Below are 16,520 nucleotides of genomic sequence, written 5' to 3'. Positions count from 1 at the left end.
GGTTAGATTGGATTATAAAACAACAATAATAGGGCCGATAAGATGTTAGAAAAACTGGTCAATGGATTCGAATCTCATTTATTCCGTAATCGGAAATGGGTCATTATTTCATTTATTTTTATTACCTTTTTTTTAGGTTACCAAGCCAGCCAATTAAAAATGGATGCGGCTTTTAGTAAAAATATTCCGCTTAACCATTCGTATATGCAAACTTACACCAAACACCAAAAAGATTTTGGTGGTGCTAACAGCATCATGGTGGCGGTTGAAGATACGAGTGGCAATATCTTCAACCCGGTATTTTTTGATGCACTTAAAAATGTGCATGATCAATTATTTTTTATTCCGGGTGTAGAACGTTCACAAGTTAAATCGCTTTTTTCACCCTCTACCCGTTTCACCGAAGTGGTTGAAGACGGCTTTGCCGGTGGTCCGGTGATCCCAGCTGATTTTCGTAATGATGATTACAGCTTGAAAATTGTTCGCGACAACATTGAAAAAGCAGGCATTGTCGGTCGACTGATCGGTAACGATTATACTTCTGCAATGGTGTCTGCACAGTTGATGGAGTTTGACCCACAAACGGGGAAGGCCATTGATACCATTGCGTTTGCCAACCAATTAGAACAAGAACTGCGAGGCAAGTTTGAAAACGATAAGATAAAAATCCATATTATCGGTTTTGCCAAGATGGCTGGGGATGTTGCAGAGGGCGCCAAAGGCGTACTGCTGTTTTTCTTAATTGCCATCGTCATCACAGCGGTAATGGTTTACCTGTTTTCTAAATCCATCATGTTAACCATTTTACCTTTAGTGTGTAGTTTAGTGGCGGTTTGTTGGCAGTTAGGCTTATTAACTGTGGTTGGGTTTGGCCTTGATCCCATGTCGATTTTGGTGCCCTTTTTGGTATTTGCAATTGGTGTGAGTCACGGGGTACAGATGATCAACGCTGTGCGTCGCCGTGTACTTGACGGTCAGAGCACAAAAGCGGCCTCAGCGTCAGCATTTCGCAGTTTACTGGTGCCCGGTGGCGTCGCGCTTTTATCCGATACGGTTGGTTTTTTAACCCTGTTAGCGATTGACATCGGCATTATTCGTGAGCTTGCTATTTCTGCCTCGTTAGGTGTGGCAGTGATCATTTTAACCAACCTTATTTTATTGCCATTGGTGATTTCATATTTTGAATTACCTAACAAGCAAGAAAACCCAGAAAAGCGCCAGAAGATTGAAAATATGTGGCGTTGGTTATCAAACTTTGCCACGCCGAAATATGCTGTCATTGTGTTGATTTCAACTGCAGTGTTGTACGGGATTGGTTTTCAGCAAGCGACTAAGATGAAGATTGGTGATTTACAGGGCGGTGCACCCGCACTTCATCAAGACTCTCGCTATAACCTAGACACGTTCTTCATCACTGACCATTTCTCTATCACTACCGATGTGATGACAGTGATTGTTGAAGCAACACCTGAAGCCTGTACTTACCACTCTGTATTAACTCAAATTGACCAATTTGAATGGATGGTTGCCAATACTCCGGGTGTTGAATCTACCGCAAGTTTGGCTTCTGTGGCCAAAAAGGTGAATGCAGGCTTTAACGAAGGCAATCCTCGTTGGGAAATATTACCGCGCACTACTGCAAGCTTGGTACAAGCTGTGGGACAGGTGCCGACAACCTCAGGTTTGTTAAACGGTAATTGTTCAGTCATGCCTGTGTATTTGTTCTTAAAAGATCACAAGGCGGAAACCATTGAAGTTGTGGTCAAGAAAGTAAAAGCGGTTGCGGCAGAACTTAATAGCGACACATTACAGTTTAAACTGGCTTCGGGTCCTGTTGGTGTTATGGCGGCGACGAACGAAGCCGTCAGTGAAGCACAGCTTCCAATGATGTTGTATGTTTATGGCGCGGTGTTTGTATTGTGTTTAATCAGCTTTAAATCACTTAAAGCCACAGTTGCAGTCATTATACCGTTGTACGTAGTGTCAACGTTAGCCCAGGCGTTAATGACTTTACTCGACATTGGCCTAGCGGTGAGTACTTTACCGGTTATTGCACTTGGTGTCGGAATTGGTGTTGATTACGGTATTTATATCTTATCGACAATGTCCAATAAACTGACAAATGGTATGCCAGTACAACAAGCTTACTTTGAAGCATTAGTCGAGCGCGGTAGTGCGGTGATATTTACCGGGTTAACGTTAGCTATTGGTGTGAGCACTTGGTTCTTTTCAGACCTTAAATTCCAAATGGACATGGGAATTTTGCTTACCTTTATGTTTTTAGTAAATATGTTAGGGGCAATTATTATTCTTCCAGCACTTTCGGCTATGTTCTGGCGAAAAAAGTAAATAAAACATGTAATTAAATAAAAAAGGGAGCTTAGCTCCCTTTTTTATTTTGCATAGTTACTCTATGCAAACGACTTAAATGTCATTTTAAACGCTAATCTATGCTGACGACTGGATTTATAGAGGATGTACCACTAAAATTTTCCTCGATATAGCAGCAATTTAGTAATAAACTTTGCACCAGATCTCAGATATGAGTTTCTTTTGTAAAACGCAAAACAGTAGTTTACGTGATAAATACAAATGACTCGGACCGACCGAATCAACAAGCCGAAGCATCCATATAATGATAAAAGCGCTGCCATAGACGCTTAAGGAATCTGCAACATGGCCTTGAAAGATGCAATGCCTTCTGTACTACTTGAAAACGTAGTCAACTTAATTCACACAAAAATCCCTAATTCTCAAGCCAAACAAGTGGAGCAATTTGCTAATTGTCTCTATGCCCATATGTCAAAAGACGATCTCAATGCGCGAAATGACAGTGATTTATATGGTGCAGTTGTTAGCCTGTGGAATGCCCTTAATAAAACATCACCAGATAAAACCCATATCCGGGTGTTTAATCCAAGCCAAGCAAAACACGGCTGGCAGTCAACACATTCTGTGATTGAAGTGATTCAATCTGATATGCCGTTCTTGGTTGACTCATTAACCATGGCGCTAAACCGCATGGGCATAACGGCTCATGTGATGTTACATACGCCATTGGCTGTGATCCGCGACAACAATGCTGTCACCGATGTGTCATTTTTAAATGATGCAGCAGAAGACAGCGGCAATGTTGCGGTATTTTTGATTGAGATTGATAAGCAAAACAGCGATGCCGACATTAAAATTATAGAAAAAGAAATACAGTCGGTACTTGCAGATGTTGCAGCCTCAGTCAATGACTGGCAGTTAATGACAGATAAATTAACTGACACGATTAAACAATTGCCTTCACGGCCATTTCCGGGCAACAAGGCCGAGTTACAAGAGTCGATTGATTTTTTAAATTATTTAAACAATCACCATTTTACTTTGCTTGGCTACCGTTATTACGACTTAAAGCGCGTTGAAGGCGATGTAGAGCTTGTACCTGATTTAGACTCAAGTCTTGGTTTAATGCATCGCTCTAAAGCTACTCACAGTGAGCGTGGCCTTTTACTGTCAACCTTGTCTGACTCAGCACGTAAAGAAGCCTTAGATGAAACGTTATTAGTGTTGACTAAGAGCTCAGCCAAAAGCCGGGTACATCGCCCTGCTTATGTCGATTATGTCGGCGTTAAGCGTTTTGACAAAAAAGGCAACGTGATTGGTGAAGACCGTTTTATCGGTTTATACGCTTCTAATCTTTATAACCGCAGCCCGCGTGAAATCCCTTTATTGGGTGAGAAAGTGCAACGTATCCTTGATAATTCAGGGCTTACACCGCGCTCGCACGATTATAAAGCGTTGATGAACATTCTTGAGAATTTACCTCGTGACGAACTAATCCAGGCTAAAGATCATCAGCTTGCTAATATGGCCCATGGCGTATTAGAAATGCAAGATCGAGATAAGCTTAAGTTATTTGTTCGCAAAGACGGTTTTGGTCGCTTCTTATCGTGCTTAGTTTATGTATCAAAAGACCGTTACAACACTAAGTTACGTCAAGACACACAGCGTATTTTGGCACAACACTTCAAAAGTAATGAAGATGTTGAGTTCACCACGTATTTCTCCGAGTCGACTTTGGCTCGAACTCATTACATTATCAAAGTTGATAATAACGATATGGATGTTGATGTGGCCGCGATTGAAAAAAATCTTATCGAAGCAGCTCGCTCGTGGGATGATAAATTACACACGGCATTAAATAATGCCCTTGGTGAGCAAGCGGGTACTGGCTTAACGAAACGTTATTTAAATGCGTTCCCGCCAAGCTATAAAGATGACGTATTGCCAAGCTCTGCCGTAGTCGACATGCAGCACTTAGAAGCATTAGACGACGACCATAAATTAGGTATGTTGTTTTATCAGCCACAAGAGTCAGCATTAAACGACAACAAAGTTCGTTTAAAATTGTTCCATAAAGACGAACCAATTCATCTATCAGACGTATTACCAATGCTTGAAAACTTTGGTCTACGCGTAATTAATGAACGTCCTTATGAAGTGAAAACCAATGACGGGGCCACGTTCTGGATTTTAGACTTCTTAATGACAGTACAAGGTGCTGCTACAGAGAATCTTGCTGACAGCCAAGACCGTTTCCAAACGTCATTGTTACAGGTGTGGCAAAAGAAACTTGAAGATGATGGCTTTAACCGCATGGTATTGTCGACAGGCCTTAGTGGTCGTGAAGTCTCTATTTTGCGTGCATATGCTAAATATATGCGTCAAATCGATGCAACATTTAGTCAGTCATACATTGAAGAAACGTTCAGTCGTTATCCAAAGTTAGCTGATTTACTGGTGAAAATGTTCATCCGTAAATTCAATCCAAAGTTAAAAACACGTACTTTGAGTAAGTTCCTAGAACAAATCAATATCCAGCTCGATGACGTTTCAAGCTTAGATGATGACCGTATTATCCGTCGTTACTTAGATTTAATTAACGCGACATTACGGACTAACTTCTACCAAACCGCAGTGGGTGGTTTAGCGAAAGACTACATTTCATTTAAGTTTGCACCAGGCCTCATTCCTGAGATGCCTAAACCGTTACCGAAGTTTGAAATATTTGTTTATTCACCTCGTGTTGAAGGCGTGCATTTGCGTGGCGGTAAAGTTGCGCGTGGTGGCTTACGTTGGTCTGATCGTCGTGAAGACTTCCGTACAGAAGTATTAGGTCTTGTCAAAGCCCAACAAGTTAAAAACACCGTTATTGTGCCTGTTGGTGCCAAAGGTGGCTTTGTCTGTAAACAATTACCGACAGAAGGTGGCCGCGAGGCTTACTTTACTGAAGGTCAAGAGTGTTACCGTATCTTCATCCGTGCATTGTTAGATATTTCTGACAACATTATTAACGGTGAAGTGGTTCCACCTGTTGATGTGGTTCGTCACGATGAAGACGACGCATACCTTGTTGTTGCAGCTGATAAAGGTACCGCAACCTTCTCTGATATTGCCAATGCCATCGCAGTTGAATACAACTTCTGGTTAGGTGATGCGTTTGCATCTGGTGGCAGTAACGGTTATGACCATAAGAAAATGGGTATCACTGCCCGCGGTGCATGGGAATCGGTTAAACGTCACTTCCGTGAAATTGGCGTAGATTGTCAAACTACACCATTTAGCTGTGTGGCTATCGGTGACATGGCGGGTGACGTATTTGGTAACGGGATGCTGTTATCTGAGCAAACTCAATTAGTCGCCGCATTTAACCATATGCACATCTTTATTGACCCGACGCCAAACATTCCAGAAAGCTATGCTGAACGTCAGCGATTGTTTGTATTACCGCGCTCAAGCTGGGAAGACTACAACGCAAAATTGATTTCTAAAGGCGGCGGAATATTCTTGCGTTCTGCTAAGTCAATTAAATTGACTCCAGAAATCAAGCAGATGCTTGCTACTGACAAAGACACCATGAACCCAACAGAGCTGATGAAAGAACTACTGAAAATGCCAGTAGATCTGATTTGGAACGGTGGTATCGGTACTTATGTTAAGTCGAGCAAAGAAACCCATGCAGAAGTGGGTGACCGTGCTAATGATGCATTACGTGTGAATGGTAAAGAAGTTCGCGCGAAAATCATTGGTGAAGGGGGTAACTTAGGTTGTACCCAATTAGGCCGTATTGAATACTGTGCTAACGGTGGCCGCATGAACACCGATTTTGTTGACAACGTTGGTGGAGTCGATTGCTCAGACAACGAAGTGAACATTAAGATTTTCTTGAACACCTTGGTTGCAGAAGGTGAGTTAACGGTTAAACAACGTAACCGCTTACTGGAAGAAATGACAGATGAAGTCAGCGACATTGTGATTCAAGACTGTAAAGACCAAACTCGTACTATTTCGGTAACTCAAGTACATGGTGTATCACAGCTTAAAGAGCAAATTCGTTTTATTCAGTACCTTGAAAAAGACGGCAAGCTTGACCGTGCTCTCGAGTTTTTACCAACAGATGATGACTTAGCTGAACGTTTAGCCAACGGCCGAGCATTGACACGTCCAGAGCTGTCTGTATTAGTCGCTTACGCTAAGATGGTGCTTAAAGAGCAATTAGTGACGCCAGAAATCACTGAAGATGCCTATTTAAGTAAATTGTTAGTGGCTTATTTCCCTAAGAAGTTACAAGCTAAATATGCTGACAGAATGACGGCTCATCCACTGCGTGGCGAAATTATTGCCACCTCTTTAGCTAATGAATTAGTTAACGATATGGGCTTTAATTTTGTACAACGTATGCAAGATGAGACCGGTGCAACAGTTGCCGAAGCGGCTATTTGCTATACTATGGCGCGTGAAGTGTTTGGCCTTGATGAGCTAACAACATCAATTACAGACTTAAATGGCGTTATTCCTGCACACGTGCAAGGTGAGATGCTGCATCAGTTACGTCGTAATATGCGCCGTGCCTGTCGCTGGTTCATTCGTCATCGCAATCGTGCTCAGGATATTGTGCAAACAGTGGCCTTCTTTAAGCCAGTATTTGAACAGCTTAAAGCCAACGTTGACCAATATATGATTGCTGCTGAAGTGAAAGCCATTTCTGCTGAAATCACTGCGCTAACTAACCAGAATGTACCTAAAGCTGTCGCACAAGTTGTGGCAAAAATGAGTACCTTATTCTCTGCGTTAGACATTGCGCAAATCGCTCAACTTGAGAATAAGACTCTCGAGTTAGTTTCTGAAACCTACTTTAAATTGGGTGCAAAAGTTGAATTACATTGGTTCTTAGAACAAATCAGTGCTCAACCCGTTGCAAACCATTGGCAAGCGCTTGCGCGAGCTGCATTTAGAGAAGAGCTAGATTGGCAACAGCGTGCGTTAAGTTCTGCAGTATTACGTACCTGTACTGATACCTGCGATGCTGACAGTGTGATTAACGAATGGATGACATTAAACAAGCCATTGCTTGAAAGATGGTATCACATGCTTTCAGACTTCAAGGTCTCACAAACTCATGAATTTGCTAAGTTCTCAGTCGCCCTTAGAGAACTGAACTTGCTGATTTTGCATTGCGAAGGTCAGAAGTAGTTTTATACCCAAACAACCTGGAGATGTTCGATTTCAGCAAGAATTTACACACGTTTAAGCAAGGCATGGATTGCGGTTAATGGTTGTTCCCTTTCCAAAATCAATAACGCAGCATAAACGTGTGTAAAACTTGCCCATTGGGAGTTTCACCGTGTTCCCACTACGTTGTTGCGTTAATTCATAAGGTACCTACATTACCGTATTAACGCGCCTAGTATTGAAAACACGGTGAAGCTCTGAAACACGTATCTTCAAGTAGTTTGGGTATATAATGTAAACAAGCCCTGGCGATTGCCGGGGCTTTTTTTAGGTCTAGGAGAAACCATGTTTTACAAAATCGCACAAAAAGTCATGTTTCAGATGGACCCAGAGTTAGCCCATAATGTGGCTATTGGTAGTTTGAAAATGACGGGGAATACTCCGTTAAATTGTTTTTATCGCCAACATGTAAAATCAGCACCCGTGACCTGTATGGGACTGACTTTTCCAAACCCGGTAGGGTTAGCCGCTGGAATGGATAAAGACGGTGAGTCTATGGATGCATTTCATGCGATGGGATTTGGTCATGTTGAAGTGGGCACCGTTACCCCACGTCCACAGCCGGGTAATGACCAACCACGATTATTTAGATTAAAGCCTGCCCAAGGGATCATTAACCGCATGGGCTTTAATAACAAAGGTGTTGATAACTTAGTGCGTAATCTCATCGCCAAAAAATCCGATATTATGGTAGGAGTTAATATTGGTAAAAATAAAGATACGCCAGTAGAGCAGGGTAAAGATGATTACCTTATCTGCATGGAAAAAGTCTACCAATATGCTAGCTACATCGCCGTCAATATCTCTTCTCCTAATACGCCTGGTTTGCGTGCAATGCAATACGGTGAGTTATTAGATGATTTGCTCAGTTCAATTAAAGCCAAACAAACACAATTAGCCGAAAAGTACGGCAAATATGTTCCTATCGCGTTAAAAATAGCACCTGATTTGTCCGCCGATGAAATTCAAGCTATTGCGGACTCGTTAATTACCAATCAATTTGACGGTGTTATCGCAACGAATACCACCTTAAACCGTGATGCTGTAACAGGATTGTTGCATGCTGAAGAGATGGGCGGCTTGAGTGGTAAACCTTTGACTGATTTATCGACCCAAGTGATCAAACAATTATCGATCTGTTTGCAAGGTAAGATCCCGATCATTGGTGTCGGTGGGATCAATAGTGCTGCTGATGCGCTGGCTAAATTCGACGCTGGCTCAACGATGGTGCAGATATACTCTGGTTTTATATATCAAGGTCCAAAATTGATTGATCAGATCGTCAACGCTTATTGTGTAAAATAGCAGCGAAACTACCAAGTTATTGTTCAAAAATCATGCCGCGATCGAATTGTTGATCGTTCGATCGCGCTAACACTATGATACATATGTTATAATTTATAATTAAATTTTGATATTGCGTGAAATTTCATCTATTATGCACTGGTGTTCATTTTAATTTAGGTGCAGACAGCCATGTTATTAATGCCAAACAAGGACTGGCATTGGGAATACAATGAGACTTGCAAACAGCTGAGTATTTCATTGGGTTCCGAGATGGAGTTCTTAACCCCATATAAAGCTAAACAACTCATTCCAGATGCACTTACTGCCGCTGAATTCAGTATTGAACACGCTAAATTCTATATCAAAATGCTAGATACCCTTCCTAGAGTACTTCACATATCCGATGCTGGTATTGTGCAAACTGCGTTAAATGCCACCGCTGCTCACTTTCTTTTACAATCACAAATGCCTAAGTCGTGGTTTTTTGATGTCAGTGATGAATGTGTTTATTGCGAAGTAGGTAAGTTATTCCAATTAAACTGTGGTTATTCAAAAGTGTTAGCCTTGGTGATTGATAATGGCTTACAAGCCGCAACAGTGATGATTTTATCGCAGTATTGCCAGCTTTCAGACAGCAAATCGTTAGTCCAATTTGACACCATTAAAGTGATGCATAACCGCTTACATCCTTTACGTAAAGCAAGACAAGTCGTCGCGGCTTAATAGAGAAAAAGTGCCATTGAGCGTTTTTTAGATTTATTTTACGCGCGTTCAGTATGCCCTTGCTTACACTCGTTACCCGCACGTCCAGATAATCACACTTCCAGTTACTCGCACGACCAGTTAATCAACAAGAAAGCCTATTCCACATTGATGTTATACACATCGTTTACCACGATTTCGCTTCAACTGCTTATCCTCATAGATATTTTTTAGGCTATGATTAATACCATTTCCATTAATTATGTGACCAATCAGAGTCACTCAGACTGTCCAGTTTGAGGCGCATTGTTGAAAATAATGGTTATTCCCTTTTTAAGACTATGCAACAAAGAAATGGACAGTCTGAGCGCCTCCTGCAAGGCGGGTTTCTGTGCCTTCTATACTGCTTAATAGCATTTTGACGTAGAGCAACTATGCCTACAATCCTATTACTTGCCTAGAAGGCACAGAACTCCCGCTGAATGACCAGATAATTAGTGGAATTGGTATAATACCAATCCGCATTAATAAGTGACCATTACACTGTTTCATTAGACCATTACAGAATGCGTCCAGCGGTTTTTGATTAAGGCGTCGTTATGTCGTCATGGTGTTCACTTTCAAATAGCGAGAATGCAGAGCAAACTGCCGATGAATACTTAAAAGGCGAGTGTTAAAAGGGCTTACGCTGTGTTGTATGATTTCGAAAGATAACCACTATTTATTGAGTCATGCGTTTTGTTTAAATCCTTTAAACTCTCGCAGTGTCATCACTTACTTAACGCGGAATGGTATAGTACCGAGTATCATGTGGGGTGTTTTAGTATTCTGTAGCACAACATCATTGTCTAAATCGTAGGCTAAAATTATTGTCCAAAATCATCGGCTAAAAATACGGAAATGCTTGTATAACTTGATAACTTTACGTTACTTTACTCAATACGGTTAACCGAATGCATATTCTCTTTTATTGTTACGCTAACTTATGATAATGGCTCAATATGTGCCAAAACGTCATCGATTCTTAGTGTAAAGCACATTGTTAAGATAATGGTATTACCTCAATAGTGCCAGTGACTCAACGCGAATAGGACAGTCATCTATTATGACGGTAAAAATCAAAGATCGTACAATTGAAGAGAAAATATTATTGGCTGTGACAGTCGTGGCAATATTAATTTTATCGCCATTCTTGATTAAAAGTGTATTTGAACACAATCATTTACGCACCCTTGTCGATCTGATAGCCGTTGGCGGAATTTCAGTGATTTTTATTGGTGTTTGGTTTACCAGCAGGGTTAAGCTCTTTAGTGGATTGCTTGCCATTATTGCCCATGTGAATATTTTATTTGGTATTTATATCGTCGGTAGCGATTTAATTTTTTGGTTGTTTCCGATTATCATCGCCAGTTTTTATTTATTACCGACGTTTATTGCATGTCTTCTCAATGCCTTACTTATTTCAATTGCCGGAGTATTAACTTACCAACAATTTGATGAGTTCTCGTTACCGCTCATTTTGGCCTCTTTGGTAGTAACCGGTATTTTCTCGTTAATTTTTTCAATATTTATGCAACGCAAAAACCGCCAATTATCAGAAAAAGATAAAATAAGTCAGCTACGTAACAATATTTTGGAATTGATAGCCAGTTCGAGCAAATTGTCCAAAGTGTTATCTGCCGTTGTCGAAGGGATTGAAAACGAGCTGCCACGGGCGATGTGCAGTATTTCATTATTAGATGACACAGGTAAACAGTTAAGATTAGCCGCAGCACCCAGTTTGCCCGCGTTTTATAATGAGGCAATCGACATGGTCAATATTGCAGACGGAACCGGTACTTGCACTCAATCTGTAACACTCGGTAAAAGAATCATTGTTGCTGATATTGCTCGCCACCCTAACTGGTTGCCTTTAGCACATTTAGCCAACCAAGCTAAATTGGTTTCATGTTGGTCTGAACCCATTATTTGTCATCATGGTAACGTGTTGGGCACGATTGCAATATATTTTGATAGGCTTTCAAAACCGACAGATAATGAAATCAATTTGGTTGAGCAATTTGTCAATCTTACCCGAATTGCGATTGAGCGTGACAAAGCCGATAACATTATTTGGCATCAAGCTAACTTTGATAATCTAACCAATTTACCAAATCGACACTTATTACATGAGCATTTAACCAATGCGATGATAATGCAGAGCGCGATAAAAAGCAATTAGTGATCGCGATGTTAGATTTAGATAACTTTAAAGACGTCAATGATTCATTAGGGCATGGTGCTGGCGATTTGGTGTTAATTGAGTGTGCAAATCGAATCAAAAACACCATTAGAAAAAATGATATTGTGGCTCGTTTAGGCGGAGATGAGTTTATTATTGCCTTTGTGGGCACAACGGTCCCAGAGGACATTGATAAAATAGGTCAAAAACTCTTAATTACACTTGCTCAGCCCTATATCATTGATCATAAAAATGTCTATTGTACTGCCAGTATTGGGTTGGCATTTTACCCAAATGATGCAATAACCATCGAAGAATTACTCAGAAATGCAGATCAAGCGATGTACCGTGCTAAATCTCGCGGCCGTAATAGCATTCATTATTTTACTGAGAACATGAGTACTGATTTCCTTAAACGTATGGAAATCATGCGCGATTTACGTATTGCCGTTGAGCAAAAGCAGTTTTACATGGTTTATCAACCTATCGTTAACTTAACAACGTCGCGTATTACCAAAGCTGAAGCGTTAATTCGTTGGCAGCATCCTCAAAAAGGAATGATTTCGCCATTAGAGTTTATTCAGGTCGCTGAAGAAATAGGCTTGATTGTTGAAATGAGTGAGTGGATTTTTAACGAAGTTTCACAACAGGTCAATATCTGGCGTAAAGCCTATTGCCCTGATTTATGCATTAGTATTAATACTTCCCCTGTGCAATATAAAAATAATGGTGCACAAATTAACGCCTGGGCAGATTCGCTTATTTTACGAGGTATTCCTTGTGAGGCTATTTCGCTTGAAATAACCGAACATTTATTAATGGAAAATCAACTTGAAGCTGTTGAAGCGCTTGATAAAGTTCGCCTTCATGGGATGTCTGTTGCCATCGACGACTTTGGCACGGGCTATAGCTCTTTTGCATACCTTAAAGACTTTGATTTTGATTACTTAAAAATCGATCAACGGTTTGTGCAAAACATGTCAGCCGATAATAAAGACACGGCACTGTGTCAAGCGATTATTGTGATGGCCAGTAAACTGAAAATGAGCGTGATTGCTGAAGGGATAGAAACCGAACAACAAAAGCAGTTGCTCATTAATGCAGGCTGTACTTTTGGACAAGGTTATTTGTTTGCAAAGCCGCTTTCTGTTGTCGATTTCGAAGCGTTACTCATCGAACAACATACTCAATGATAAAAAAGTCAATCTTTGGGTGGTATAGGATAGAACTAGGCTCTATTTTGCGAGTTATCTTAAATGATAACTCGCAAGAGATTGGCGGTGATGAATAAAATAACGAGCGTCAGTTTTAGTGCAGAGTTAACTCATCTTTCGAATAATGCTAATCGGTGCGATACGCAATACCCAATGTAAAAATGCCCAGGGATAACTAGGCACAAAGGCATTAGCTTTCTCTTTTTGAATGGCATTTACCATGGCTTTACAACCTGTTTCGGTATCAACTATAAACGGTACTGTTTTGACTTTTTCGTTAATCTCACTGCGAATAAAGCCCGGATGAACACAAGTGACTTTTATAGGCGTATTCATCACATCGATACGAATACCCTCTGTTAACGAAGTTAGGGCTGCTTTAGTCGCCGCGTAAACCGTCATGGCTCGTCTAAAGCCACGTACTGCACTGATGGATGAAATCGTCACTAAATGGCCACTATTTTGTTCACGAAAAATAGCCATTGCCGCTTCACATTGGGCTATTGCGGCAATGAAATTAGTTTGCGCAGTTTGTAAATTAGCCGCAAAAAAGCCGGTTCCAATCGATGCGCCTTTACCCATGCCCGCGTTGACGATGACTCTGTCAAGTTGTCCCATTTCTTGTTTAAATTGGCTAAAGACTTCAAACACTTGCGGATGGTCGTTTACATCAAGTGATTTAATCAGCACGGTAATATTGGGGTTGATACTTAATAAGTGTTGTTTTAATTCTTCAAGGCGGTCTAGTCGTCTAGCGCACAAAGCTAAATTATGATTTTGTTTAGCAAACTCAATGGCCATACCGCGTCCTAAACCAGAACTTGCCCCAGTGATTAATATGTTGGTCCGTTTCATCATCTACTCTTTATTATTCTTAGGTGTTAAATACTCATGACGCTATAGCATCACGTTGAGTGTCTATTAAAGGTTAAATTAAACTGTACAAATGTTGCTGAGTACCCTCAAAGTACCCATGCTCATTTAAGGTTATCACACTCAGTCGTTGTCGTTTAATGTGCAATTGTGTCACGCTGCAATTAACTAACTGTTTATTAATATTGAAAAATTGTGATTCAGGTATCGATAATATTTGCATTACTGCGGCACTAATTACGCCACCAGAGGTGTACACAAAAACCGTGTCATCATCGTCGGTTTGTTCAATAAGCTGAGTTAACCCGTTTGCAATCCGTTGGCTAAATTGTTGCCATGACTCACTATATTGAGCGCTATTGTCGGCATGTTGCCACTGATTAATTGCTTGGCTAAAGAGTTCAATAAAGGCTCTGGTCGGCGAGGGTTGTTGGCTGAGGTATTGCTTCATTGTGTCTGGATGAGCTAAATCCGGTCGATAAACGGCAATCACTTCTTCATGATTAAATTCATTCCAATCGGCGCAAATCTGTAGCGAGTCGTGTAATAACGGAGGTGACAATGCCGCTAAACAGGCATTACGCGTCTGTTGATGGCGAGCCATATTGCCACAAATAACATGATTTGGTTGAATACCGCGTTGGTTAAAGTGTTCCGCTAAGTGCCGAGCCTGGCTATGACCAAGATTCGACAAGTTGTCGTAATTATCACTGCCAAAACTCGCTTGACCATGACGGATTAAATAGATGTTAGCCATGGTTATCCTTGTTGTTTCATTGCGCGATGACAACGCCACATTAAGTAATGTGAGAAAATCCAAAATTGTTTGAATGCCGGGTTACGCGTTTGCTTGTGGTGATAGCGATAGTAAATTTGTTGCACAATACCTGCTAAACGAAATAAACCAAACACTTCATAAAAACGAAAATCATCAATAGTGATGTCCATTTTGTCACAGTAATATTCAACCACTTGCTTACGAGTCAACATGCCTTCAAGGTGTGTGGGTTGGCGCCGGGTCATTTGGGCTAAAAAGTCATCATCGGCTTCAACCCAATAGGCGAGAGTATTGCCTAAATCCATTAATGGATTACCTAAGGTTGCCAATTCCCAATCGAGCACGCCATTAACGTTACTGATGTCATTTGGATCTAACACCACATTATCAAAGCGAAAGTCATTGTGGGTTAAACAAATGGTTTCTTGTGATGGTTTATGTTGTTGCAGCCAAGTCATGACTTTTTTACCAGAGGGGACATTCCAGGTTTTAGCTTGAGTATAGCGAATGCTCCAACCATCAATTTGGCGCTGTGTGTAACCTTCACCCTTACCAAGGTGATTGAGGTTCGCAGCATCAAGATCCACTTTATGCAATTCAATTAAGCAGTCAATGACATTAGTACACAGCGTGTTGGCCTGTTGTTTATCAAGGTGTAAGCCTTTGGGTAAATTTTGTCTTGGAATAATGCCATTCAATTTTTCCATGACATAAAACTCAGTGCCCAATACGCTTTCGTCTTCGCAATGTGCCAGCATGGCGGGCACATAAGGGTACACAGGTTTTAGCGCTTGTTGTAAGCGGTATTCACGGCCCATGTCGTGAGCGCCTTTGGCTTTTGTGCCCATGGGTGCTCGGCGCAAGATGAGTTCACAATTGCTGTACGTTAAGCAATAAGTCCAGTTTGAAGCACCGCCTGTGTATTGGGTTATTTTGAGATCGCCTTCAAGTCCGCCGATATGTTGTGTCAACCAAGGGCCAATAACGTTAGGGTCGAGTTCTTCACCCGTGCGAACGGATTTCGCTTTATCTAAATACTGTTGGTTCATTTAGTTTGCTCATTCCCTAACAATTGTCTTAATTTAAGTGTTTGTTTTAATACTAATTTAAAATACCAGCTAAGCGGCAGTAAACGTTTTAACCGATATAAACGTTTGCCCTGTTGGTGCGTTAATAACAGAAACTGTTTATTTGCCTCACCTTGATAAGCAATGTCGGCGACTTGAGCTGCATTGATGGGAGACTTATCAAAGAGTTTACCCAACAGCTTTTCCATTGTAGGCAGTTGTGTACGTAAACTACTCCCGAGATTGGTTTTAAAAAATCCTGGACATAATACGCTGACATTAATATTGTCATCGGCAAGTTCAAGTCGTAATGTTTCTGACAATGACACCACCGCTGCTTTTGAGGCGTTATAGCTCGACATAAACGGAATGGGTGTCAAGCCTGCTTGTGATGCCACATTGAGTATGCTGCCATAACCTTGTTGCTTAAAAAAGGGCACAAATTGCTGGCACATATTCACCATACCAAACACATTGATTTCCATTACCCAGCGCCATTGCGACATAGGCTCCGTTTCTATTTTATCTGCTGTTGCTACGCCGGCATTATTCACCAATAAATCAATATGCTGCCAACGTGATTGCACGTTTTCCAACAGTGCGGTAATGCTGTCTGTTTTGGTGATATCGCAAGGCACAAAAAATGCTTTTCCACCTAACGCTTGTATTTCCTGACAGACTTGTTCGCCAGCGTGCTGATTAATATCGGCAACGCACACCTCAGCATGTTGACTGGCCCATTTAAGTGCCAATGCTTTGCCTAAGCCTGATGCCGCACCGGTAATGAGCACATGTTGTTGTTTTGTTTTCATCGTCAT

The 16,520-nt window shown here is 41.1% G+C and carries 10 protein-coding genes; 6 read left to right on the top strand and 4 right to left on the bottom strand.

Annotation, left to right across the window (positions count from 1 at the left end; translation table 11 throughout):
- Positions 1 to 42: 42 nt before the first annotated feature.
- The 6 genes from AC19MX_RS09440 to AC19MX_RS09415 all read left to right on the top strand — a co-directional run bounded on the left by AC19MX_RS09440 (position 43) and on the right by AC19MX_RS09415 (position 12,963).
- Entirely contained in the window at positions 43 to 2,349 is a 2,307-nt protein-coding gene (locus tag AC19MX_RS09440) for an efflux RND transporter permease subunit (RefSeq protein WP_432400187.1), read from the top strand.
- Positions 2,350 to 2,676: 327 nt separating this feature from the next.
- Positions 2,677 to 7,521, top strand: coding sequence for an NAD-glutamate dehydrogenase (locus AC19MX_RS09435; protein WP_432400188.1), 4,845 nt, complete (start codon positions 2,677 to 2,679; stop codon positions 7,519 to 7,521).
- Positions 7,522 to 7,845: 324 nt separating this feature from the next.
- On the top strand, positions 7,846 to 8,865 hold the full coding sequence (gene pyrD / locus AC19MX_RS09430; RefSeq protein ID WP_432400189.1) for a quinone-dependent dihydroorotate dehydrogenase: 1,020 nt from the start codon (positions 7,846 to 7,848) through the stop codon (positions 8,863 to 8,865).
- Positions 8,866 to 9,036: 171 nt separating this feature from the next.
- A complete protein-coding gene (locus AC19MX_RS09425; RefSeq protein ID WP_432400190.1) occupies positions 9,037 to 9,570 on the top strand; it encodes a cell division protein ZapC in 534 nt (177 codons plus the stop codon).
- A 1,084-nt stretch (positions 9,571 to 10,654) separates the two neighbouring features.
- On the top strand, positions 10,655 to 11,770 hold the full coding sequence (locus tag AC19MX_RS09420) for a GAF domain-containing protein (protein WP_432400191.1): 1,116 nt from the start codon (positions 10,655 to 10,657) through the stop codon (positions 11,768 to 11,770).
- A gap of 8 nt (positions 11,771 to 11,778) precedes the next feature.
- Positions 11,779 to 12,963 carry a putative bifunctional diguanylate cyclase/phosphodiesterase gene (locus AC19MX_RS09415; RefSeq protein ID WP_432400192.1) on the top strand — a complete coding sequence of 395 codons (1,185 nt, stop codon included), beginning with the start codon at positions 11,779 to 11,781 and terminating at the stop codon, positions 12,961 to 12,963.
- 126 nt (positions 12,964 to 13,089) lie between these two features.
- Here AC19MX_RS09415 and AC19MX_RS09410 read toward each other — a convergent pair whose 3' ends face one another.
- The 4 genes from AC19MX_RS09410 to AC19MX_RS09395 form a co-directional block, all read right to left on the bottom strand.
- On the bottom strand, positions 13,090 to 13,839 hold the full coding sequence (locus AC19MX_RS09410) for an SDR family oxidoreductase (protein ID WP_432400352.1): 750 nt from the start codon (positions 13,837 to 13,839) through the stop codon (positions 13,090 to 13,092).
- 73 nt (positions 13,840 to 13,912) lie between these two features.
- On the bottom strand, positions 13,913 to 14,614 hold the full coding sequence (locus AC19MX_RS09405; RefSeq protein ID WP_432400193.1) for a histidine phosphatase family protein: 702 nt from the start codon (positions 14,612 to 14,614) through the stop codon (positions 13,913 to 13,915).
- Between the two features lie 2 nt (positions 14,615 to 14,616).
- Positions 14,617 to 15,684, bottom strand: a complete 1,068-nt coding sequence (locus tag AC19MX_RS09400) for a phosphotransferase family protein (protein WP_432400194.1) — start codon at positions 15,682 to 15,684, stop codon at positions 14,617 to 14,619.
- Positions 15,681 to 16,514, bottom strand: a complete 834-nt coding sequence (locus AC19MX_RS09395; protein ID WP_432400195.1) for an SDR family oxidoreductase — start codon at positions 16,512 to 16,514, stop codon at positions 15,681 to 15,683. The genes AC19MX_RS09400 and AC19MX_RS09395 overlap by 4 nt, the downstream gene beginning before the upstream one ends.
- Positions 16,515 to 16,520: the final 6 nt, after the last annotated feature.

It is taken from the genome of Shewanella sp. MF05956, assembly GCF_059758055.1.
The sequence above is the reverse complement of the archived record's forward strand: the minus strand, read 5'-3'. Positions and strand labels throughout refer to the sequence as shown.

Bases quoted from the DNA above. Each gene is read 5' to 3' on its own strand.
- AC19MX_RS09440 (WP_432400187.1), top strand. From the start codon at position 43: ATGTTAGAAAAACTGGTCAATGGATTCGAATCTCATTTATTCCGTAAT.
- AC19MX_RS09435 (WP_432400188.1), top strand. From the start codon at position 2,677: ATGGCCTTGAAAGATGCAATGCCTTCTGTACTACTTGAAAACGTAGTC.
- pyrD (WP_432400189.1), top strand. From the start codon at position 7,846: ATGTTTTACAAAATCGCACAAAAAGTCATGTTTCAGATGGACCCAGAG.
- AC19MX_RS09425 (WP_432400190.1), top strand. From the start codon at position 9,037: ATGTTATTAATGCCAAACAAGGACTGGCATTGGGAATACAATGAGACT.
- AC19MX_RS09420 (WP_432400191.1), top strand. From the start codon at position 10,655: ATGACGGTAAAAATCAAAGATCGTACAATTGAAGAGAAAATATTATTG.
- AC19MX_RS09415 (WP_432400192.1), top strand. From the start codon at position 11,779: ATGTTAGATTTAGATAACTTTAAAGACGTCAATGATTCATTAGGGCAT.
- AC19MX_RS09410 (WP_432400352.1), bottom strand. From the start codon at position 13,839: ATGAAACGGACCAACATATTAATCACTGGGGCAAGTTCTGGTTTAGGA.
- AC19MX_RS09405 (WP_432400193.1), bottom strand. From the start codon at position 14,614: ATGGCTAACATCTATTTAATCCGTCATGGTCAAGCGAGTTTTGGCAGT.
- AC19MX_RS09400 (WP_432400194.1), bottom strand. From the start codon at position 15,684: ATGAACCAACAGTATTTAGATAAAGCGAAATCCGTTCGCACGGGTGAA.
- AC19MX_RS09395 (WP_432400195.1), bottom strand. From the start codon at position 16,514: ATGAAAACAAAACAACAACATGTGCTCATTACCGGTGCGGCATCAGGC.